Source organism: Pseudomonas sp. O230, assembly GCF_045447035.1.
GTDB lineage: Bacteria > Pseudomonadota > Gammaproteobacteria > Pseudomonadales > Pseudomonadaceae > Aquipseudomonas.
This window is the reverse complement of the sequence record NZ_JBJGXN010000007.1, coordinates 317,545-336,873: the sequence shown is the minus strand read 5'-3', so window position 1 is coordinate 336,873 and position 19,329 is coordinate 317,545. Positions and strand designations below refer to the sequence as shown.

The window sequence follows — 19,329 nt, the reverse complement described above, 5'->3', positions numbered from 1 at the left end:
AAGACAACGAACTGCTCCAGTATAGATCGGCTATTGCAGCTGACCCGACCCGGTGACCATCGGTGCTTTACCGCATGGCTATCGCACAGATGGCCAGGCAATGACCACAAAAAACTTGGCCGCTAGCCCGTAAGCTCGACGTAGCTCGACTCCCCGCCGCCAGTCGCGCCCGACAACCACCCCCAAACGAAGGCCAGAGTGGTACGCCCTGCGTGATCAACGCCCACCGTGCCACGAGACCAGCCGGCAAGCATCTCGCCATCCGCCGTCAAACACTGAAAAAGAAGCTCAAGGGTATCGGGGCCTGTCACACGCCCGACTTGATTACCGATGCGTATCCGTCCGCCCCGGTAAGTGCTCGAAATGGCATTCCCCTCGACCTGGTAGTGAAACACGGTGCCTGCACCGGACAGCCCTTGAGCGTTATCCGCAACCGTAAATCGGCGATTGTTCAAACGCTCGCTGATTTGAGAAAAGGGGGTTTCCATGAATGTCGCGTCCTTTGGTTGAGATGTTCCGCATTTAGGCTTTGATGATCCTGACTCATTCTTTTTTGAGTGAGAAAGACACTGGTTTGGCGATCTCTGGTGCTGTGGCTTCAATCCAAAACCAAAAAAGGCCTGCCCCGGCTAAATGGGGCAGAGCTTCTTTTGGCGCATCACGTCACATCGACGCCCTCGCCTACTCCTGCGGGTCAACCTGATCCAGCACCCGACTCACCGTCAATTCCGCTAACGCAATCATTTGCTGAATCCCGAGTGCCAAATTGCATTTGGGGCCGCTGAGAATGAAGGCCAACTCACTGGCCATGACACTGGCTGAGGCGAGAGTTTCGCAGGCGTGAACCAGCAAGGTTTCAGTGCTTGCGGTGGGGACGATGGCGAAGATCGGGTTTGGCCGGCGCTCGGCCTCGGCGGGTTTGCGGGGTGGGGATTCAGAAGATTCGGATGGGTTAGCGTGTTCGTCGAGCATTTGGAACTCCAATGAACTGGGCTCCTATGAGAAAGTCGGGCTACCACACCCGGTCGCTGTATTGGCAGCGGCAGAGGGAGATTAGTAAGGTCGCTTCCTAGGTGCAAGCCTATTAGGTTGTAGGAAATTTCAATGGAGTTAGGCGCTGAATCCGTAGGGATTGCTTTCGGCCGAAGCAAATTATCTGTGAGCGCGAATAAATACATCTGTCCCCTTTTCCCGATCGAGCAGTCCGTCTTTCACGCCGGTCAACTTAGTCGCGATGTGGAAGCCAGGATGCGGGCCTTTGGGAAAAAGCAAACTGAGTGCGTACAGATCATCGACGTGACCATCAAGGGCGATGTTAACTGTAGTTGTAGTCATCTGACGCGCATTAGGTTCCAGATCTCAGTTGCTGCCAGCTAGGTTGGCGATCCAAGGTAGCTTCGTTCCAGGGAACTGGCCCCTATGCGATCTTCGATATGTAAATATCCGGCGAATCATGTTGGGTAGTCCATGACTATTTCCGACCGAAAACCGCCTAGCTGTATACAGCATTGGTGAGGTCGGCTTTCGGCCAAAAGCGGTTATCCACGATTAGGAGCTATGCGGTTTCGGCTCAAGCTGGCCCTAAAGTCCAACTGTCCCGGAACGCTGCTTCTAGAATCATGTTGCAGACGATTACTAAGGCACTTCTGATACTACTGGTATGGTCGTGGGGATTTGCCACGAAGGTTTTTTGCCGTCCTGACTGTCGAAGAGGCTGCGCGCTTTGCGGAAGTCGTCGACGTTTTCAACGACCCAAGTCCAGATAGGGGACATACGAATCAATAGCCCCATGCCCAGCGGCGTCAGCTCATACTCAACTCGCGGCGGAATCTCATCGAACTCCCGTCGAATCACCAGACCATCGCGCTCCAAGGCGCGCAGTGTCTTGGTCAGCATTCGCTGAGTCACGCCGGTCATCTGCCTTTTTATCTCGGCATGGCGCATCTTGCCGTACACACCAAGGGCATGCAGGATGCCCAATGACCAGCGACTACCTGCGTGAGCGAGAACTTCCCGCCTGACCCCGTCATCATCTTCTCTGAGCGTTTGGCAGATAGCCTCCGCTTGGCTGAGAGTTTCACGATCGGTCATTTCTCCCCCTGGTATCACGCGTGTGCCTTCTTACGAGTGTTGCCGAATAGTGCAAGCATTGGCTGATCTTACAGGCAACAGGTCTCAGGAGACATCATGACCGAAGTAACCCAGCTTTCCCCCCAATCAATTCTCGTACTAGGTGCCGGCGAACTCGGCCTTCCGGTTTTGCGCAATCTCGCACATGTGGCAAAGCGCGCGCCCGGTTCCAAAATCAGCGTCCTGCTCAGGGACTCAACGATCAACACTCAGGTGCCGGAGAAAAAGGCAGAAATCGATGAGCTACGTAGTCTGGGCATCCAAATGGTGGCCGCAGACCTAGTGAACGATTCGATCGATCAGTTGGCTGAAGTCTTCGCACGATTCGATACCGTAATCGGCTGTGCGGGCATGGTCGCGGGTCGGGAAACCCCGATGAAGTTGGCCACAGCCGCTCTCAAGTCCGGTGTGAAGCGCTACTTCCCATGGCAATTTGGCGTCGATTTTGAGGTGATTGGGCGCGGCAGCCCTCAGGATCTATTCGATGCGCAGCTCGATGTGCGCGAGCTGCTTCGCGCCCAAGATAAAACTGAATGGGTAATTATCTCGACGGGGATGTTCACCAGCTTCCTTTTCGAGCCTGTGTTTGAGGTGGTCGACTTCGAAAACGACGCAGTGAACGCCTTGGGCAGTCTTGATAACAGCGTGACTCTCACTACACCGCAAGACATCGGGAATTTGACAGCAGAAATCGTCTTCTTCGAGCCTCGCTTGCGCAATCAAATCGTCTACCTTTCCGGCGACACTGTGACGTATGGGCAGGTTGCGAGCCTCCTTGAACGTGTGCTGGGACGTCCATTCAAACGTAACGTTTGGACTGTTGCGCACCTGATCCGGGAATTGGAAAAAGACCCCACTCATCACATCAAAAAGTACCGCGCTGTGTTCGCACAAGGCAGAGGCGTGGCTTGGCCCAAGGCTGGCACTTTCAACGAGCAGCAGTCCATTCAAGTCACCACCGCCGAGCAGTGGGCTCGAAAAAACCTCACAGACATCTGAACGCTAAAGCAGGTAACCCAGCGGTCCCACGCTCCGGATTTGTCTAATGAGAAACCCTAAGCCCGATAATCGTGGTCGATGACAGAGATTGAAAAGTGGAGCGCGGGATGCTCAATCCGACGAAAGACCAAAATTGAAAAGACTGAGCTGCGCTCTCAACGGGGACTTTTGTTCTCAGAAAGGCAATTACCGCCGTCGACCACAAGAAGCTCGCCCGTAATGTAGCTTGACTCTGGAGATGCAAGAAAGGCGACTGCGGCAGCAACCTCCTCCGGTCTACCGGCACGTCCGACCGGAACATACCGCGCCGCAGTCAACTCCTCAGCTGTGCTGGACTGCGTCGCGATCCATCCAGGGGCAACAGAATTTACGGTGATGCCGTAAGGCGCGACTTCCAGCGCCAAGCTCATGTTCATCCCCACAATCCCTGCTTTTGCCGCCGCATAGGCTGCCTCGCCCGGGTTGCTGACGCGGGTACCGGTCGTAGAACTGATATGGACGATGCGCCCGTATCGACGATGCTGCATCCCCGGCAACACTGCCCGGGTCAGCAAAAATGCAGTCGTCAGATTACGCGCAATCGACGTGTTCCAGACATCGATGCTCATATGAGCCACGTCGGAGAACACCTCGGCTTCACCCTGAATTGCCATGCCGGCGTTGTTCACAAGCACGTCGATTCGGCCCCATAGCGATTCAGCCCAGGTCACCAGTTCAACGACCTGATCGGGCTGAGTGAGATCCGCAGCGCGACCCTCCACCTTATAACCTTCCGCGCACAGTTGCGCGACGCGATCATGGATGCGGGCACTGCTGCCGGTGATGATCAGATTCGCACCTGCGTCGCCAAGGCGCCTGGCGATGGCGAGACCAATCCCCTGTTCGCTGCCTGCTCCACTGACCAATGCGACCTGACCACTCCAGTTTTTAAACATGCAATGCTCCACAGAGATACACAGGAAATACTGTCTAACCGTTGAGAATAGACGGTGCCTACGCTGCATCAATCCGCCAAGCATTGTGAGAGGCAGCATTTGGCCGAAAGCCGTCCTCCACGAGCGACTACGACAAAGCAGCAATCAATCTTTCAACAAGCTATCCGCAATTGTCCCCGAAAAAATGGCCTCAACCGGCCCAGTAAGAAACACCGGCCCCACACCATCCCATTGAACCGTGACACTCCCGCCATCACATTCAACCTCAACGGTATCGTCCAACAACCCCCGACGAATCCCGTTAATAGCGGCGCCACAAGAACACGAACCTGAACCCAGCGGAATAGCGCCCCAGCGCTCCCAAATGCGCAGCCGAATGTGCTTGCGGTCAATGATCTGGACGAAGTGCACATTCGTCCTGAGCGGAAACAGCGGGTGGGTTTCAAGGGTGGGTCCGATGGCCGCAATATCAATCGCCGTCACGTCATCCACAAAGTAGGTGCAGTGCGGATTGCCCATGCTGCACGCCGCCGGGCCGCCATCAAGGGGCAGAACCAACGTATCCATTTCCTGAGCCAGGGGAACATCCGACCAGCCGAACAGCGGCGGCCCCATGCTGACGGAAATGTTGCCGTTGGAGGTTCGTCGGCAAGTGAGCAGCCCCCGGTTGGTGCGGAGCGTTACCGACGTCGAATTCGATTCGCGCATCAGCCTGTCCGCAGCCCCCCGCGTTGCGCTGCCACACACATCCAGCGGGGAGCCGTCGGCATTCCAGAACATCAATCGCGCATCGGCATCCTCGCAATCGAGCACCACCGCCAGTTGATTGAAGCCGATGCCACGATTGCGATCGCCCATGCGCCGAGCCAGGGCACTTGTCACTGGATTGGCTGAGTTTCGCGCATCCACGACCACGAAGTCATCGCCATTGGCGTGCATCTTATGGAAACTCAGCGGCATAAACAGATCCCTGTGGTGAATGGCCGTTTGCAGGCGATCTAGCCCCATCTGCATTGCTTTTGCAAGTTGCGTGAAGGTAAGCGAAAGCTACCCGCCAGCCCTGTATTCCAGGCACAAAAAAGCCCACTGACCGTCACCGGCGCAGTGGGCTTTTTGACAGGGCGTCTAGTTACAGAGCCATATCAGTTGCAGCGTTAGCCTTCGGCGCCTTTGGCGCTTCAGCCGGAGCAGCAGCCTGGGCCGCAACCTGACCAACAGCCGGAGGCGGAGTCAGTTGCAGGACCTTGGCGGTGTAAGCCCACTCTTGCGCAACCTTCTCAGGACTGCCATTCAGTTGCGTGCCATAGCTCGGCACGATCTGGTGCAGTTTTTCCTGCCAGGCTGGAGACGCGACCTTGTCCTTGAACACTTTCTGCAGCACGGTCAGCATGATCGGTGCAGCCGTCGAAGCGCCTGGCGAAGCGCCCAGCAGGCCAGCAATCGAGCCGTCTGCGGAAGCCACGATTTCGGTGCCCAGTTTCAGCACGCCACCCGCCGCTTCATCACGTTTGATGATTTGCACGCGCTGGCCGGCTTGCCACAGGCGCCAGTCTTCGGCCTTGGCGTTCGGGAAGTATTCTTTCAGGGCGTTGAGGCGGTCTTCATCCGACAGCATAAGCTGACCGGCAAGGTACTCGACCAGCGGGTATTCCTTGATGCCGACCTTGGTCATTGGCCACACGTTGTGCGTGGTGGTGGTGGTCAGCAGGTCCAGGTACGAGCCTTCTTTGAGGAACTTGGTGCTGAAGGTCGCGAATGGGCCAAACAGGATGACGCGCTTGCCGTCCAGGACACGGGTGTCCAGGTGCGGAACCGACATTGGCGGTGCGCCAACGGAAGCTTTGCCGTAGGCCTTGGCCAGGTGTTGCTCGGCGATGGTCGGGTTTTCGGTGACGAGGAACGAACCGCCGACCGGGAAGCCTGCGTATTCCTTGGCTTCAGGAATGCCGGACTTTTGCAGCAGGTGCAGTGCACCGCCGCCCGCGCCGATGAACACGAACTTGGCGTCGGTTTCGGACTTAGTGCCGTCTTTCAGGTTTTTGTAGCTGACGCGCCAGGTGCCGTCTTCGTTCTTGGTGATGTCTTGCACTTCGCTAGACAGTTTCAAGTCGAATTTCGGCGTGGTTTGCAGGTGCGCAACGAACTGGCGGGTGATCTCGCCGAAGTTCACGTCGGTGCCGATCGGGGACCAGGTGGCCGCGATTTTCTGGTTCGGGTCGCGCCCTTCCATCATCAGCGGAACCCACTTGGCGATCTGCGCCGGGTCTTCCGAGTACTGCATACCAGCGAACAGCGGGCTCGCTTGCAGGGCTTCGTAGCGCTTTTTCAGGAACTTGATGTTGTCATCGCCCCACACAAAGCTCATGTGCGGTGTGGAGTTGATGAACGAACGCGGGTTCTTCAGCACGCCTTGCTGAACCTGCCAGGCCCAGAATTGACGGGAGATCTGGAACGCTTCGTTGATTTCAACAGCTTTCGGGATCGAGACTTTGCCGTTCTCGTCTTCCGGGGTGTAGTTCAACTCGGCCAGGGCCGAGTGACCGGTACCGGCGTTGTTCCAGCCGTTGGAGCTTTCCAGGGCGACGCCGTCGAGGCGTTCGATCATTTCCATCGAAGTGCCAGGTTCCAGCTCATTGAGCCAGACACCGAGGGTCGCGCTCATGATGCCGCCGCCGATCAGCAGTACATCGACTTTCTTTGCCTCTTCCGCGTGAACGGACGTGATCCCCATCGACAAAGCCAGCCCCAGCAGGGCCGTGTTCATTTTCTTAAACATCTGTAGCACCTTTGATAAAACGCCATCCGCCCTTCCATCCTCACGACGAAACCCTTGTTTCACACGGCATTCAGGCAGATGTCGTGGGGCTCGCACATGAGATCCGGAGGGTGGGCACACAAGGCCGACGTGATCCATCGACCTCAGTTTATATGTCCCTACTGAACTGACTTTTTATCTTTATTGGCTTCAGCTACTTGAGCGACAGTGATTCTGTTGGCGCGTCTCGAGGACACGCAAACTGAATAGGTCAAACCAAGTTGTGGCGGAGAATATCATGCCGGAGCAAACCCGCGCGTCTGTTCCCGACCTGATAGTCCGGACACGCACGCCGGGGCCACTATACTCAACCTGTTTTTTCGATGAACCAGTGAGGAGCCGTGATGAGCGATAAAGACGATCTGCGCAAATATTCCTCTCAAGTGGTCGACGGCGTGGAGCGTGCGCCCGGTCGTTCGATGTTGCGTGCAGTAGGTTTCACCGACGAGGACTTCAAGAAGCCGCAGATCGGCATCGCCTCGACATGGGCGATGGTCACGCCGTGCAACATGCACATCGACAAGCTGGCGATCGAGGCGGAAAAAGGCGCGAATGCCGCCGGGGCCAAGGGCGTGATTTTCAACACCATCACCATCTCCGACGGCATCGCCAACGGCACGGAAGGCATGAAGTATTCGCTGGTATCGCGCGAAGTGATTGCCGATTCCATCGAGGTCGTGGCCGGTTGCGAAGGCTTCGATGGCCTGGTGACCGTGGGCGGCTGCGACAAGAACATGCCGGGCTGCCTGATCGGCATGGCGCGGCTGAACCGCCCTTCCATCTTCGTCTATGGCGGGACGATTCGGCCCGGCGCGGGCCACACCGACATCATTTCCGTGTTCGAAGCCGTGGGCCAGAATGCGCGCGGCGACATCAACGAAATCCAGGTCAAGCAGATCGAGGAAGTGGCGATTCCCGGCCCCGGTTCCTGCGGCGGCATGTACACGGCCAACACCATGGCCTCGGCCATTGAAGCGCTGGGCATGAGCCTGCCCGGTTCGAGCTCTCAGGATGCGGTCGGCAGCGACAAGGCTTCGGACAGTTTCCGCGCCGGTCAGCAGGTCATGGCGTTGTTGAAGCTGGACCTCAAACCGCGGGACATCATGACCCGCAAAGCCTTTGAAAATGCGATCCGCGTGGTCATCGCCCTCGCCGGCTCGACCAATGCCGTGCTGCATCTGCTGGCCATGGCGCACGCGGTGGATGTCGAGTTGACGCTGGATGATTTCGTCGAGCTGGGCAAGGTCTCCCCCGTAGTGGCCGACTTGCGCCCCAGCGGCAAGTACATGATGAGCGAACTGGTTGCCATCGGCGGCATTCAACCGCTGATGAAGCGCATGCTCGCGGCCGGCATGCTGCATGGCGATGCGATGACGGTGACCGGCAAGACCCTCGCGGAAAACCTCGAAAACGTGGCGGATTATCCCGAAGGCCAGGACGTGATTCTGCCCTTCGACCAGCCAGTAAAAAAGGACTCGCACCTGGTGGTGTTGCGCGGCAACCTTTCGCCCACCGGTGCGGTGGCCAAGATCACCGGCAAGGAAGGCCTGCGCTTTGAAGGCACGGCGCGGGTTTACCACGGCGAAGAAGGCGCATTGGCCGGGATTCTCAACGGCGAAGTGAAAGCCGGCGAGGTGATCGTGATTCGCTACGAAGGGCCCAAGGGCGGCCCGGGCATGCGCGAAATGCTCTCGCCGACGTCGGCGGTCATGGGCAAGGGGCTGGGCAAGGACGTTGCGTTGATTACCGACGGCCGCTTTTCCGGTGGTTCACACGGCTTTGTGGTGGGGCACATTACACCGGAAGCCTTTGATGGCGGGCCGATTGCGCTGATCGAAGACGGCGACAAAATTACCATCGATGCCGAAAGCCGGCAGATCACCGTGGATGTTTCCGATGCTGAACTGGCCGAACGCAAGACCCGCTGGGTGCGGCCGGAATCGAAGTACAAACGCGGGGTGTTGGCCAAGTATGCGAAGACTGTTTCCAGTGCTTCGGAAGGGGCGGTGACGGATAAGTATCTCTAGGCCATTCGTTCTGTTTTGCCTGAGCGATCGCCATCGCGGGCAAGCCCGCTCCCACAGGAACCGTATCGTACGCAGTAGTCAGGCTCGACACGGACCTTGTGGGAGACTGTTTCCAGTGCTTCGGAAGGGGCGGTGACGGATAAGTATCTCTAGACCATTCGTTCTGTTTTGCCTGAGCGATTGCCATCGCGGGCAAGCCCGCTCCCACAGGAACCGTGTCGTACGCAGTAGTCAGGCTCGACACGGACCTTGTGGGAGACTGTTTCCAGTGCTTCGGAGGGGGCGGTGACGGATAAGTATCTCTAGGCCATTCGTTCTGTTTTGCCTGAGCGATTGCCATCGCGGGCAAGCCCGCTCCCACAGGAACCGTGTCGTACGCAGTAGTCAGGCTCGACACGACCTTGTGGGAGCGTGCTTGCCCGCGATGGCGTCAGGTCAGGCGCCGCTTCACAGCCTGAACCGATCCACCGATTGCGACAGCTTGCCCGCCAGCGCCGACAAATCATCCGTGGTCGAAGCCGTCTGGCCAATCACCTTGCTGTTGCCTTCGGACATGCCTGCAATCATTTCCACCTGATGCGCTATTTCATTGCTCGCCAGGCTCTGCTCACCAATCGTGCGGGAGATGTCATTCACCAGTTGCGTGGTGTTCAGCGTGGCCTCGAGAATTTCGCGGATGGCGCGTTCGACGTCGGCGGTCACGGCCATGCCCTTGTCGACCTGCGCGACGCCCGCCTCCATGCTGGTAACCGCTTCGCGGGTACTTTGCTGGATGCGTGAAACCATCGCGGCAATTTCCTGGGTCGAGGCGCTGGTGCGTCCCGCCAGGCTACGGACCTCGTCGGCCACCACCGCAAAGCCACGGCCCTGCTCACCGGCGCGAGCCGCCTCGATGGCCGCGTTGAGCGCCAACAGGTTGGTTTGATCGGCAATGCCTTTGATCACCTGGATGATGCTGAATATCGCCTCGGAATCCTTGTCCAGCGTGCGAATGACCTGTGCCGACTGCTGTGCGGAACGCGCGATCCCGTCCATGTCATTGACCACCTGATGGATCACCCGACCACCGTCCTTGGCCAGCGTCTCGGCCTGGTTGGCCATGTTCAGTGCACGCTCGGCGTGCCGGGTGATTTCCTCGATGCTCGCGGTCATTTCACTCGCGGCGGCGGCCATGGTGCTGGCGGCGGCGCTTTGCTGCTGGCTGCTGCCCGCCACTTCGTGGCAACCGCTGCTCAATTGCGCGCTCATGCCGCTGACGCCATGAGCATTGCTGCGCACGACTTCGATCATGCCGCGCAAGTCACGTTGCATGGTCGCGAGGCTGCGAATCAGTGCGCTGGCTTCGTCATTGCGGGTGGGTTCGACAATCGGTTCGCTGAGGTTGCCGTGGGCGATGCTCTCGGCAATGCGGCTGGCGGTCCGCAACGGTCCCATGATGCTCAGGATCACCCAGCGGCCTTGGGCGATCAGCAGCAACAGGCTGGCGATGAGCACGATACCGAGCGTGAGGTTGGCGTTGCTGATCGCGTGCTGCGTGCCCGTGCTGGTCTGTTGAGTGTTGGTCTCGATCAACTCGCTGAGGGCGGCCATCTGGTCTTCCAGTTGGCTGAACGCCGTGTTGAACGTGCCCAGTTCCTTTTGCGCGGCATCCGGATTTTCCAGCGCCAGCCCGACGATGCGCTCGGCGGCACTGATGTAGGTGTCGAGGCTCGGTTTGATCTTGTTCAGGCCAGCCTTGATGGTGTCGTTGACCGGCAGTTTGAGGTTTTCACCGAGCACTTCACGAAAGTGCGCGGCGTGTTCCTCGATGGAACTGCGCACCTCGGCGTTGCTGCTGGTGCTTTTGCCCAGCCCGACGACCATCGCCGACAGCACATCCGCGCGTAACGCGTCGTGCATCATGTCGGCTTCGAGGTGATTGCGCAGCGCGGCCATGCTGACCTCGTTGTCATTCACCGCGGTCGCCATTTGCGAATTCCCCAGGTAACTGACCAGGCTCATGATCAAAGCCGTGAGCAGACCGGTGCCAATCAGCAGGATCAAACGTAATTTTATCGACACTCTGTGAGTCCCCTGTCAGTTGGGTACAGCCATTCGCGGATGACTTCTGAACAGGTTATCGACTGTGCCACAGCGTAATTGAAGGCTATTTGTGCTCGCGCGGACTTTTTACGACATGCGGTAATTACCCCCCGGGACTGTTCGTTTTTCCCTCAGTGCATGCTAGGTTGTACGACGACTGATGAATGAAACTATATCCATCACTTGATCACCCACAACAACAAGGAAACACCCAATGAAAAACGCGAAATTGCTGATTGGTTTTCTGTGCCTCTTCAGTGGATAGGTGGCGGCAGCCCCATCCTCCGGTGAGAAAGATGTCGCCCAGGCAGTCGACCATCTGACCCAGGCGATGCTGAAAAAGAACATTGCCGAACTGAACGCACTGACCGCCGAGAACCTGACCTACGGGCATTCCAGCGGCAAAATCCAGAACAAGCAGGAATACATCGCCGACATCGAAACCGGTCGCAGCGCCTTCAAGACTCTGGAAATGCAAAACCAGACCATCACCCTGTCCGGTGACGTCGCGCTGGTCCGCAACCATTTCTCGGCACAGGCGCTGAAAGGCACTGAGGTGATTCCGACCGAAATCGAGAATTTCCAGATCTGGCAGAAACAGAAAGGCAAATGGTTGTTGGTAGGACGTCAGGCGTTCAAGTTCTGATTGTTGCGTGATGAAGGCGATGGGGTATTCGAGCCCTGTCCCCTTTTACTTCAATCAGGAATAGCGTCAGCCCCGACAATCGTCAGCCAAGGCCAGCGAGCCTGATAACTTTCAGCCTTCTGCACAAACAGATCGGGCTGATGATTGAGCGGATTGATCCGTAACAGCCCGTCCTCGACATCGCCCAAACCGTAAGGTGCGTACACCTCGCCGCTCACTACATCGAGGCCGATGCACGTTCCCGCAATCAAATACCGGTCGATGCCGTCCTTTGCCGACCTCAGCTTCGGGTACGGCCTGCCGAACCGCCGCTCGTACCAGCGATGGACCCGTGCCTGGTTCTTGATTTCGATGTTTACGTCAAGGTCGTGAAAGAGCGCTTGCGCCGCCAGGATGACTTCGTTTTCGGCGTCCCACGATTCGTCTTCATCAAAGTAGAACACGTCGTAATCCTTGATGCCCCACGCGGCAGGCCGGCCGGACTGATGATTCCAGACCGCCTGAAACAGGCAGCCTGCGGTCAGCATGCACTGGTGCATCCCGAGCGCAGGCAGGCGCCGGGCAATCTCGGCGTTGGCCGGGTTGGTCATGGCGATTTCAATCAGAGTTTCGGTGACCAATGTCATGTGGGCTCCGTGCACAGTCTCAAATCCTTGCCGGCAGACAATACATCAAGAAGCACGGGCGGGCATTCAGACAACCTCCCCCGCCATCGGCGAAGTCAGAGATTGCAGTGGCCATCCTCTCGAAGGTAGTATTGAGAACGATTCACACTAACATCTGGAAAGCCAACCGGTGCAACCTCCTTCGCCCAACAAGCTGGGCTTCTTTTTCAGCGACCATCATCGTTGGCTGCTGCAGCATATCCAGCGGCGCCTGCGTAATCACGCGGACGCCGAGGACACCGCCGCCGATACGTTTTGCCAGATGCTGACAGCCCGCGTAGACCCCGACAGCATCGAACAACCTCGCGCTTACCTGTCGACCATTGCCCGACGATTGATCTTTGACCGTCATCGCCGGCGCAAGCTGGAACTGGCCTACCTCGAACGCCTGTCCACGCTGCCTGAAGCGATGGCGCCCTCCCCCGAAGAACAGTTGCAGTTGATCGAGGCCCTGGTCGCCATCGACCGGGCGCTCGACGGCTTGCCACGGGTCGTCAAAGCCACGTTCCTCTACAGCCAACTGGACGGTCTGAGCTACGTCGCGATTGCGCAAAAACTGGAGTTGTCGGAACGCACCGTCAGTCGTTACATGAAACAGGCCTTGCGTCAGTGCTATCTGAGCGAGTTGGCGCCATGAGCAAGCCACGCCTGGACCCTGTCAGCGAGCAGGCCATCGACTGGATGGTGAGCCTGCGCGCCGGCGAACCTGATGCAGCACTGCAAGCGCGGTTCAACGCATGGCTGGCGATGGACATTGCACACGCCCAGGCCTGGGCCACGTTGCAGGAACGCCTCGGCGGCTCGTTCAACACCGTTCGCTCGCTGGACCGACGCTTGCCCGGCCAGGCGGGCGAGGCGCGCCAATTGTTGCTGCAAACCCATGCTTCGCGCCGTGATGCGCTGCGCGTGATCGCTGGCCTGGGCCTGTTCGGCGGCGGTGTGTGGCTAGGCGCTAACAGCCCGCTGGGCGATTCGCTGCTGGCTGACCTGCACACCGGGCGTGGTCAGCGTCAGGATTTCGATCTGACCGATGGCAGCCGCCTGAGCCTCAATGCCAACAGTGCCGTGGACCTGCAGTTCGATGACAGGCAAAGGCTGGTGATCCTGCGCCACGGTGAACTGGTGATTCAGGTCGCGCCCGATCCGCGTCGTCCACTGCGCGTGCGCACCGCTCAGGGTGAAATACGTGCACTGGGCACCCGTTTCCTCGTCGCCCAGGAGCAAGACGCCAGTCGCGTGGTGGTGTTGCAGCACTCGGTCCAGGCACGACTGTTCGACGGCACGACGCTGGATCTGCAGGAAGGTCAATCGGCGTTGCTTTATGCCCGGCAAATTGCCCCGGTTGCCGCTGACCAACTCCATCGCGCCGACTGGCTCAGCGGACGCTTGAATGTGCTGGACGAACCGCTGGAACAAGTCATCGATACGCTACGCCCCTACCACCGGGGTTTTGTGCGTGTTGCCCCCGAGGTGCGCAGCTTGCGCGTCCAAGGAGTATTTCCCCTCGACGATCCCGATCGGGTGTTTACCGCGCTGGCCGAAACCCTGCCGATTCGTGTGGATCGCTACAGCCCATGGTTGACGTTGATTCGTGCGAAATAGCCAGCCTGAAAAATATTTTTTGGAAATCACTCTCATTCGTGTCCGGTTTTCTTTTCTCATTCCTCCTATCTCCTGACACTTCCACACGAACAGGAGAATGCTGTGTTCAACCCGTGGCCCCATGCCCTTTCCGTCGCCGTTGCCTTGGCAACGCTGGCGAGCCCTGCCCTGACGCAGGCGCAAAACCTGACCTTCAACCTGCCTGCCGGCCCGCTCGCCAGCACGCTGAACGCCATCGCCAGCCAGAGTGGACACATCGTTTCACTGGAGCCTTCGCTGGTGCGGGGCAAACAGGCGCCGGCCGTAGTCGGCAATATGCCGGCTGAACAGGCGATGCAGACGGCACTGGCGGGCAGCGGCCTGCAATTGCGAGTGACTGGCCAGGGTAACTTCAGCGTCGAGCCAGCGGCGGACAACAGCGCAGCGTTGCAACTGGGCGTTACCAACATCGTCGAACGCAGCACCGACGCCACCACCGAAGGCTCGGGTTCCTATGCCGCACGGGCGGTGACCATCGGCAAGGGCACCCACACCCTCAAGGAAATTCCACAGTCGGTCACGGTGATGACCCGCAAGCAAATGGACGATCAGGATATCGTCGACCTCAAGGACGCGGCCAACAAAACCACCGGGCTGGTCGGTGCCCAAGGCGTCGGCAGAGGCATGATTCTGAGCTCGCGTGGTTTCCAGATCGATGACTGGCAATACGACGGCGTGCCAATCCCGCGTAATTTCTATGCGCTGGGCAACTGGGCCACGCAGGACCTGATCTTCTTCGATCGCATGGAAATGCTGCGTGGCGCATCCGGTTTGCTGCAAGGCACCGGCAGCCCTGGCGGCGCGGTCAACCTGGTGCGCAAGCGCGGGCAGGCGGCGCCGAAAGTGACCCTCACCGGCAAAGCCGGGTCCTGGGATCACTACGGTCTGCAACTGGACGCCGGCGGGCCGCTGAACCAGACCGGCACCGTGCGTGGACGCTTCGTGGCCGATCAGGATGACAGCCGCTCGTTCGTTGATTCGGAGTGGTCCAAGACCACCTCGCTGTACGGCGCGCTGGACTTCGATCTGACTGAAGCCACGACTCTGGGCCTGGCGGTCAGCCAATCCGACGGCGAATCACGCTCCAATGTACGAGGCTTCCCGCGCTACGCTGACGGTAAACCCATCGACTTGTCGCGCTCGACCTACACCGGTGCGAAGTGGAACCATTCGGACATCGATGTCACCACCCTCTACACCGATCTGGAACACCGTTTCAACGACGACTGGGCCTTCAAGGTCGGCGCCGTGCGCATGACTGAAACCAACAAGGCGAAGAACCAGCGAACGCAGTCCAGCGGCAACGGCATAAATACCGATGGCAGCGGCGTGCAATACGCTGATTTCCTGACGGACATGGACTCCACCAAAGTCGCTCTGGACATGAACCTCACCGGCAAGTTCGAAGCCTTGTCCATGCACCAGGAAATCATGCTGGGCGGCAACTATTCCAAATTTACCTCGGACGACAAATTCGCTCGAACCTTCAACAACAGCTCCGATAACATCTTCGACATTGATCACAACCGTCCAGAGATAAGTTACGAAGGTTTGATCAATAGCCCCGGTGGTCGTGGGACTCCCAGCGAATACGACGTCCGTCAGAAAGGCCTCTACGGTAGCTGGAGGGTCAAGCCTGTTGATCAGTTGACCCTGATTCTCGGTTCACGGGTAAGTTGGTACGACTACAGCTATAAATCGTGGACCCAGCTTCCGACCAGCATTACCGCCGAGCCTGATAGCACCACCAACGAAACCGGGGAAGTCACCCCTTTCGCCGGTATCGTCTATGACCTGAGCCGTGAATGGTCGGTCTACGCCAGTTACACCGACGTATTTACACCGCAGACCGAACGCGATACAGGCGGCTCGGTCCTTAAACCGATTGTCGGTAGCAACTATGAGATTGGTCTCAAGGGTGAGTTGATGGATGGACGGGTCAATACCTCCCTGGCCCTGTTCCGTTACGACCAGGAAAATCGTGCCGTTCTCGATATGCAGGGTGAGCAAAACTGCGACGGTTGGTACTGCTCGACGGCGTCGGGGAAAGTGCGCAGCCAAGGTCTTGACGCCGAAATCAGCGGTGAAGTGATCGACAATCTGCAACTGTTTGCCGGCTATACCTACAACACCACCCAATACATCGACGACCCTGACAACGAAGGCAAAATCTTCAGCTGGTGGACGCCGAAACACATGCTGCGTGTCTGGGGCAACTATCAGTTCAGCGGTGACTGGAATCGCGTGAGTACTGGCCTGGGCTTTACCGCCCAAACCCACACTGTGGGCTTCGACCACTCCGTCAACGTTCCGGGCTACACCGTGTGGAATGCCCGTGTCGGCTACCAGCTCACACCGGAAATCGAGCTGGCGATGAACGCCAACAACCTGTTTGACAAGACCTACTTCACGGCGGCCTACAACCAGATCAATGGCAACAACAACTACGGTGATCCACGCAACATGATGTTCAGCGTGAAATACACGCCGGAGTTCTGACACCGCAAGTCGTTTCAACAACGCCCTCCCCGGCCGCAAACGCGGGGAGGGCAGTTGCAGCATCCCTACGCTTGACTCCGCCCTCCTTTGAAAGCCTCACGCCGAGCTTGCCGCTCTGCGGCGTAGGCTTCGCTTTGCTCACTGATCAGCTCATCCCGGCGCAACAGTTCACCACAGTGTCCGCACAGCGGCCCTAACCCGGCGGGCTCGCCACAGGTTTTGTGGGTGTACACCACCGCCAACCCTTCTTCCTGCGATTTGCACCAGGTTTCCCCCCAGGCGCGCAGTGCCAACACCACCGAGTAAAAGTCCTGCCCTTTCGCGGTGAGGTGGTACTCGTAGCGCGGTGGCCGTTCGTTGTAGGGACGGCGCTCGACGAGGCCGTCGGCCTCCAGGTTTTTCAGGCGTGAGGCGACCATTTGCGGGGTGCCGCCGGTCTGCGCCTGGATCTCGTCGTATCGATGACTCCCCATGAACAACTCGCGCAGGACCAGCACTGTCCAGCGGTCGCCCACGACTGTTTCGGCCCGTGCAATCGGGCATAAAGTGTCGGGAGCAGTGATGTTGTTCGACATATGGGCTTGCCTCTTTCTCTGTAACTATGATTATCATATCGACAAGATGCCCAGGCAAGTCCCCGGCACCGGTTACTCAACTTTTCGTGGAGAACATCGTCATGTCGAACGCCCTTTATCCGCTCAACAGGACCGCCTATCTGCTGGTCGATCCGTATAACGATTTCCTCTCGGAAGCCGGCAAGGTCTTTCCCTTGATCAAGCCGATCGCCGAGCAAGTCGGCCTGCTCGATAACTTGCGCACGCTCGACCGCACGGTTCGCGCCCTCGACATTCCGGTCGTCATCGTACCGCACCATCGCTGGGAACACGGTGACTACGAAGGCTGAGACCATCCAACACCGACCCAGTGCAAGATCATGCACATGCATCACTTTGCACGCGGCGAATGGGGCGGTGAATGGCATCCGGATTTCGCGCCGAAGGACGGTGACATCGTCGTGCAGGAGCATTGGGGTTCGAGCGGTTTCGCCAACACCGACCTGGATTTTCGTCTCAAGCAAAAAGGCATCACCCACGTGATCATCGTCGGTCTGCTGGCCAACACCTGCATCGAAGCGACTGCCCGCTACGCATCGGAACTGGGTTACCACGTCACCCTGGTGCGTGACGCGACTGCCGCCTTCCGCCCGGAAATGATGCACGCCGCCCACGAGCTGAACGGGCCCACATTTGCCCATTCGATTGTGACCACGGACGAACTCGTCGCCACCTTCGCAGGGTAGGAATGACCGATGAAGAAACTGACAGGAAACCTGATCATCGGTACGCACGATGTCGCGGCCACCGAAGGAACGATGAAGGCGCTCAACCCTGCGACCAACACGCTGATCGAACCGGATTTTGCCCTCGGCGGCGTCGCGCAAGTCCACCAGGCGGCCACGCTCGCCGACGAGGCGTTCGACAGTTACAGCCATACGTCTCTCGTGGGGCGCGCGGCGTTTCTCGAGAGCATCGCCGACAATCTCGAAGCCGTCCGCAATGACTTAGCGGCACGGGCCGCACTTGAGACGGGTTTGCCGCAAGCGCAACTGGAAGGCGAGGCAACAAGGGCCGCCACACAGTTTCGTCAATTCGCGGAGGTCGTGCGCAAAGGCCGCTTCCTGCAACTGGCCATCGACCCGGCACAACCTGATCGCCAGCCTCGCCCGCGCATGGACCATCGCCTGCAGAAAATGGCCATCGGCCCGGTGGCCATTTTCGGTGCGAGCAACTTTCCGATCGCCTAATCAGTGGCCGGCGGCGACACCGCTTCGGCACTGGCTGCCGGCGCGACGGTCATCCTGAAAGCGCACAACGCTCACCCGGGCGCCTCGGAAATCCAGGCGCGGGCCATCCAAAAAGCCGTGCAGGACCACGGGCTGCACGAGGGGGTTTTCTCGATGGTGCGCGGCAGCGGCAACACCATCGGCGAAGCGCTGGTCGATCATCCTTTGATAAAAGCCGTGACGTTTACCGGCTCGGAACAGGGCGGCATGGCGCTGTATCGGCGTGCACAGCTGCGGCCCGATCCCATTCCGGTATTCACCGAAATGACCAGCATCAACCCCACGTTCATCCTGCCCGCAGCACTGGCCGAACGCGGCGCGCAGATCGGCGATGGGTTTATCGAGCGCATGCTGGTCAATGTCGGGCAAGCCTGCCTCAGACCGGCCCTTCTGATCGCGATCAAAGGCGCCGGCCTTGACGCACTCCGCGACGCCATGGTGCAGCGCGTCAGCGAGGCCGCGGCCCGCACGATGCTGACGCCGGGGATCCATGCGTCTTACCTGAACGGTCTCGCGGCGATGGAAAACGCCGGGGCGCAGCGCATCGCCGAAGGCACGGCCGCCAGCGCGGACGTTGACGGCCAATCGGCGCTGCTGGAGGTCACCGGCCAACGCTTCCTCAAAGAAGCCACACTGTCGCAGGAAGTCTTCGGTCCATCGGCGCTGCTGGTGACCGTCGAGGACGAGGCTGAACTGCTTGCCATTGCCCGCTCGCTCCAAGGCCAACTCAGCGCCGCCCTGCACCTCGAGACAACTGACTTGCCCCTCGCCCAACGCTTGCTGCCGGTGCTGGAGCGCAGAACCGGGCGTATTGTCGTCAATGCCTTCGCCCATCCGCAGGAGGTGACCCACGCCACCGTTCACGGCGGACCGTTTCCGGCGACCTCGGACAGCCGCTTCACCTCGGTCGGAATGACCTCAATCGAACGCTTTTTGCGCCCGGTGGCTTACCAGGGTTTTCCGGATGCGTTGTTGCCTGAGGCCCTGCGTGATTTCAACCCGTCGAAGCTGCCTCGCCTGGTGGACGGGCAATAGTTGCCATTCCGC

Annotated in this window: 15 protein-coding genes and 3 pseudogenes; 8 read left to right on the top strand and 10 right to left on the bottom strand. The window is 58.8% G+C overall.

What is annotated here, in order from left to right; translation table 11 throughout:
- Positions 1-122: 122 nt before the first annotated feature.
- The 3 genes from ACI77H_RS17475 to ACI77H_RS17465 form a co-directional block, all read right to left on the bottom strand.
- A complete protein-coding gene (locus ACI77H_RS17475; RefSeq protein WP_407012986.1) occupies positions 123-488 on the bottom strand; it encodes a hypothetical protein in 366 nt (121 codons plus the stop codon).
- A gap of 193 nt (positions 489-681) precedes the next feature.
- The gene (locus tag ACI77H_RS17470; protein ID WP_407012985.1) at positions 682-972 is read right to left on the bottom strand and encodes a DUF6124 family protein; all 291 of its coding nucleotides are present in this window, start codon (positions 970-972) and stop codon (positions 682-684) included.
- A gap of 663 nt (positions 973-1,635) precedes the next feature.
- Positions 1,636-2,091: a winged helix-turn-helix transcriptional regulator gene (locus ACI77H_RS17465; RefSeq protein WP_407012984.1), complete on the bottom strand. Its 456-nt coding sequence runs from the start codon at positions 2,089-2,091 to the stop codon at positions 1,636-1,638.
- A 96-nt stretch (positions 2,092-2,187) separates the two neighbouring features.
- On the opposite strand from ACI77H_RS17465, the gene ACI77H_RS17460 reads away from it, so the two are divergent.
- On the top strand, positions 2,188-3,129 hold the full coding sequence (locus ACI77H_RS17460; protein WP_407012983.1) for an aromatic alcohol reductase: 942 nt from the start codon (positions 2,188-2,190) through the stop codon (positions 3,127-3,129).
- A gap of 155 nt (positions 3,130-3,284) precedes the next feature.
- Here the strand turns inward: ACI77H_RS17460 and ACI77H_RS17455 are convergent, their stop codons facing one another.
- The 3 genes from ACI77H_RS17455 to mqo form a co-directional block, all read right to left on the bottom strand.
- The gene (locus ACI77H_RS17455) at positions 3,285-4,064 is read right to left on the bottom strand and encodes an SDR family NAD(P)-dependent oxidoreductase (RefSeq protein WP_407012982.1); all 780 of its coding nucleotides are present in this window, start codon (positions 4,062-4,064) and stop codon (positions 3,285-3,287) included.
- A 144-nt stretch (positions 4,065-4,208) separates the two neighbouring features.
- Entirely contained in the window at positions 4,209-5,024 is an 816-nt protein-coding gene (gene dapF, locus ACI77H_RS17450) for a diaminopimelate epimerase (RefSeq protein ID WP_407012981.1), read from the bottom strand.
- Between the two features lie 169 nt (positions 5,025-5,193).
- Positions 5,194-6,840, bottom strand: coding sequence for a malate dehydrogenase (quinone) (mqo, locus tag ACI77H_RS17445; RefSeq protein WP_407012980.1), 1,647 nt, complete (start codon positions 6,838-6,840; stop codon positions 5,194-5,196).
- A gap of 383 nt (positions 6,841-7,223) precedes the next feature.
- On the opposite strand from mqo, the gene ilvD reads away from it, so the two are divergent.
- Positions 7,224-8,906, top strand: coding sequence for a dihydroxy-acid dehydratase (gene ilvD / locus ACI77H_RS17440; protein ID WP_407012979.1), 1,683 nt, complete (start codon positions 7,224-7,226; stop codon positions 8,904-8,906).
- A 447-nt stretch (positions 8,907-9,353) separates the two neighbouring features.
- Here the strand turns inward: ilvD and ACI77H_RS17435 are convergent, their stop codons facing one another.
- Together ACI77H_RS17435 and ACI77H_RS17430 are read right to left on the bottom strand one after the other, a co-directional pair.
- Positions 9,354-10,079 carry a methyl-accepting chemotaxis protein gene (locus tag ACI77H_RS17435; RefSeq protein ID WP_407013083.1) on the bottom strand — a complete coding sequence of 242 codons (726 nt, stop codon included), beginning with the start codon at positions 10,077-10,079 and terminating at the stop codon, positions 9,354-9,356.
- A 132-nt stretch (positions 10,080-10,211) separates the two neighbouring features.
- A pseudogene (locus ACI77H_RS17430) lies at positions 10,212-10,967 on the bottom strand (MCP four helix bundle domain-containing protein); the annotation flags it as partial.
- Positions 10,968-11,253: 286 nt separating this feature from the next.
- On the opposite strand from ACI77H_RS17430, the gene ACI77H_RS17425 reads away from it, so the two are divergent.
- A complete protein-coding gene (locus tag ACI77H_RS17425) occupies positions 11,254-11,634 on the top strand; it encodes a nuclear transport factor 2 family protein (protein ID WP_407012978.1) in 381 nt (126 codons plus the stop codon).
- Between the two features lie 50 nt (positions 11,635-11,684).
- Here ACI77H_RS17425 and ACI77H_RS17420 read toward each other — a convergent pair whose 3' ends face one another.
- Positions 11,685-12,260 (bottom strand): nucleotidyltransferase family protein, encoded by a 576-nt coding sequence (locus ACI77H_RS17420; RefSeq protein ID WP_407012977.1) that lies wholly within the window; start codon positions 12,258-12,260, stop codon positions 11,685-11,687.
- Positions 12,261-12,429: 169 nt separating this feature from the next.
- On the opposite strand from ACI77H_RS17420, the gene ACI77H_RS17415 reads away from it, so the two are divergent.
- The 3 genes from ACI77H_RS17415 to ACI77H_RS17405 all read left to right on the top strand — a co-directional run bounded on the left by ACI77H_RS17415 (position 12,430) and on the right by ACI77H_RS17405 (position 16,439).
- Positions 12,430-12,936 (top strand): sigma-70 family RNA polymerase sigma factor, encoded by a 507-nt coding sequence (locus tag ACI77H_RS17415; protein WP_407012976.1) that lies wholly within the window; start codon positions 12,430-12,432, stop codon positions 12,934-12,936.
- A complete protein-coding gene (locus tag ACI77H_RS17410; RefSeq protein WP_407012975.1) occupies positions 12,933-13,901 on the top strand; it encodes a FecR domain-containing protein in 969 nt (322 codons plus the stop codon). The genes ACI77H_RS17415 and ACI77H_RS17410 overlap by 4 nt, the downstream gene beginning before the upstream one ends.
- A 102-nt stretch (positions 13,902-14,003) precedes the next feature.
- On the top strand, positions 14,004-16,439 hold the full coding sequence (locus tag ACI77H_RS17405) for a TonB-dependent siderophore receptor (protein ID WP_407012974.1): 2,436 nt from the start codon (positions 14,004-14,006) through the stop codon (positions 16,437-16,439).
- A gap of 65 nt (positions 16,440-16,504) precedes the next feature.
- On the opposite strand, the gene ACI77H_RS17400 is transcribed toward ACI77H_RS17405, so the two are convergent.
- Complete coding sequence (locus tag ACI77H_RS17400) at positions 16,505-17,014, bottom strand: winged helix-turn-helix transcriptional regulator (protein ID WP_407012973.1); 510 nt, start codon at positions 17,012-17,014, stop codon at positions 16,505-16,507.
- Positions 17,015-17,115: 101 nt separating this feature from the next.
- Here ACI77H_RS17400 and ACI77H_RS17395 point away from each other — a divergent pair.
- Both ACI77H_RS17395 and ACI77H_RS17390 read left to right on the top strand, forming a co-directional pair.
- Positions 17,116-17,739 (top strand): annotated as a pseudogene (locus tag ACI77H_RS17395) (isochorismatase family cysteine hydrolase).
- Between the two features lie 9 nt (positions 17,740-17,748).
- Positions 17,749-19,317: pseudogene (locus ACI77H_RS17390) on the top strand (aldehyde dehydrogenase (NADP(+))).
- The last annotated feature ends 12 nt before the right edge of the window (positions 19,318-19,329 follow it).

Excerpts from the sequence above, each read along its gene's own strand:
- mqo (WP_407012980.1), bottom strand. The coding sequence starts at position 6,840 with ATGTTTAAGAAAATGAACACGGCCCTGCTGGGGCTGGCTTTGTCGATG.
- ilvD (WP_407012979.1), top strand. The coding sequence starts at position 7,224 with ATGAGCGATAAAGACGATCTGCGCAAATATTCCTCTCAAGTGGTCGAC.
- ACI77H_RS17465 (WP_407012984.1), bottom strand. The coding sequence starts at position 2,091 with ATGACCGATCGTGAAACTCTCAGCCAAGCGGAGGCTATCTGCCAAACG.
- ACI77H_RS17455 (WP_407012982.1), bottom strand. The coding sequence starts at position 4,064 with ATGTTTAAAAACTGGAGTGGTCAGGTCGCATTGGTCAGTGGAGCAGGC.
- dapF (WP_407012981.1), bottom strand. The coding sequence starts at position 5,024 with ATGCCGCTGAGTTTCCATAAGATGCACGCCAATGGCGATGACTTCGTG.
- ACI77H_RS17410 (WP_407012975.1), top strand. The coding sequence starts at position 12,933 with ATGAGCAAGCCACGCCTGGACCCTGTCAGCGAGCAGGCCATCGACTGG.
- ACI77H_RS17435 (WP_407013083.1), bottom strand. The coding sequence starts at position 10,079 with ATGGCCGCCGCCGCGAGTGAAATGACCGCGAGCATCGAGGAAATCACC.
- ACI77H_RS17460 (WP_407012983.1), top strand. The coding sequence starts at position 2,188 with ATGACCGAAGTAACCCAGCTTTCCCCCCAATCAATTCTCGTACTAGGT.
- ACI77H_RS17470 (WP_407012985.1), bottom strand. The coding sequence starts at position 972 with ATGCTCGACGAACACGCTAACCCATCCGAATCTTCTGAATCCCCACCC.
- ACI77H_RS17420 (WP_407012977.1), bottom strand. The coding sequence starts at position 12,260 with ATGACATTGGTCACCGAAACTCTGATTGAAATCGCCATGACCAACCCG.
- ACI77H_RS17475 (WP_407012986.1), bottom strand. The coding sequence starts at position 488 with ATGGAAACCCCCTTTTCTCAAATCAGCGAGCGTTTGAACAATCGCCGA.
- ACI77H_RS17400 (WP_407012973.1), bottom strand. The coding sequence starts at position 17,014 with ATGTCGAACAACATCACTGCTCCCGACACTTTATGCCCGATTGCACGG.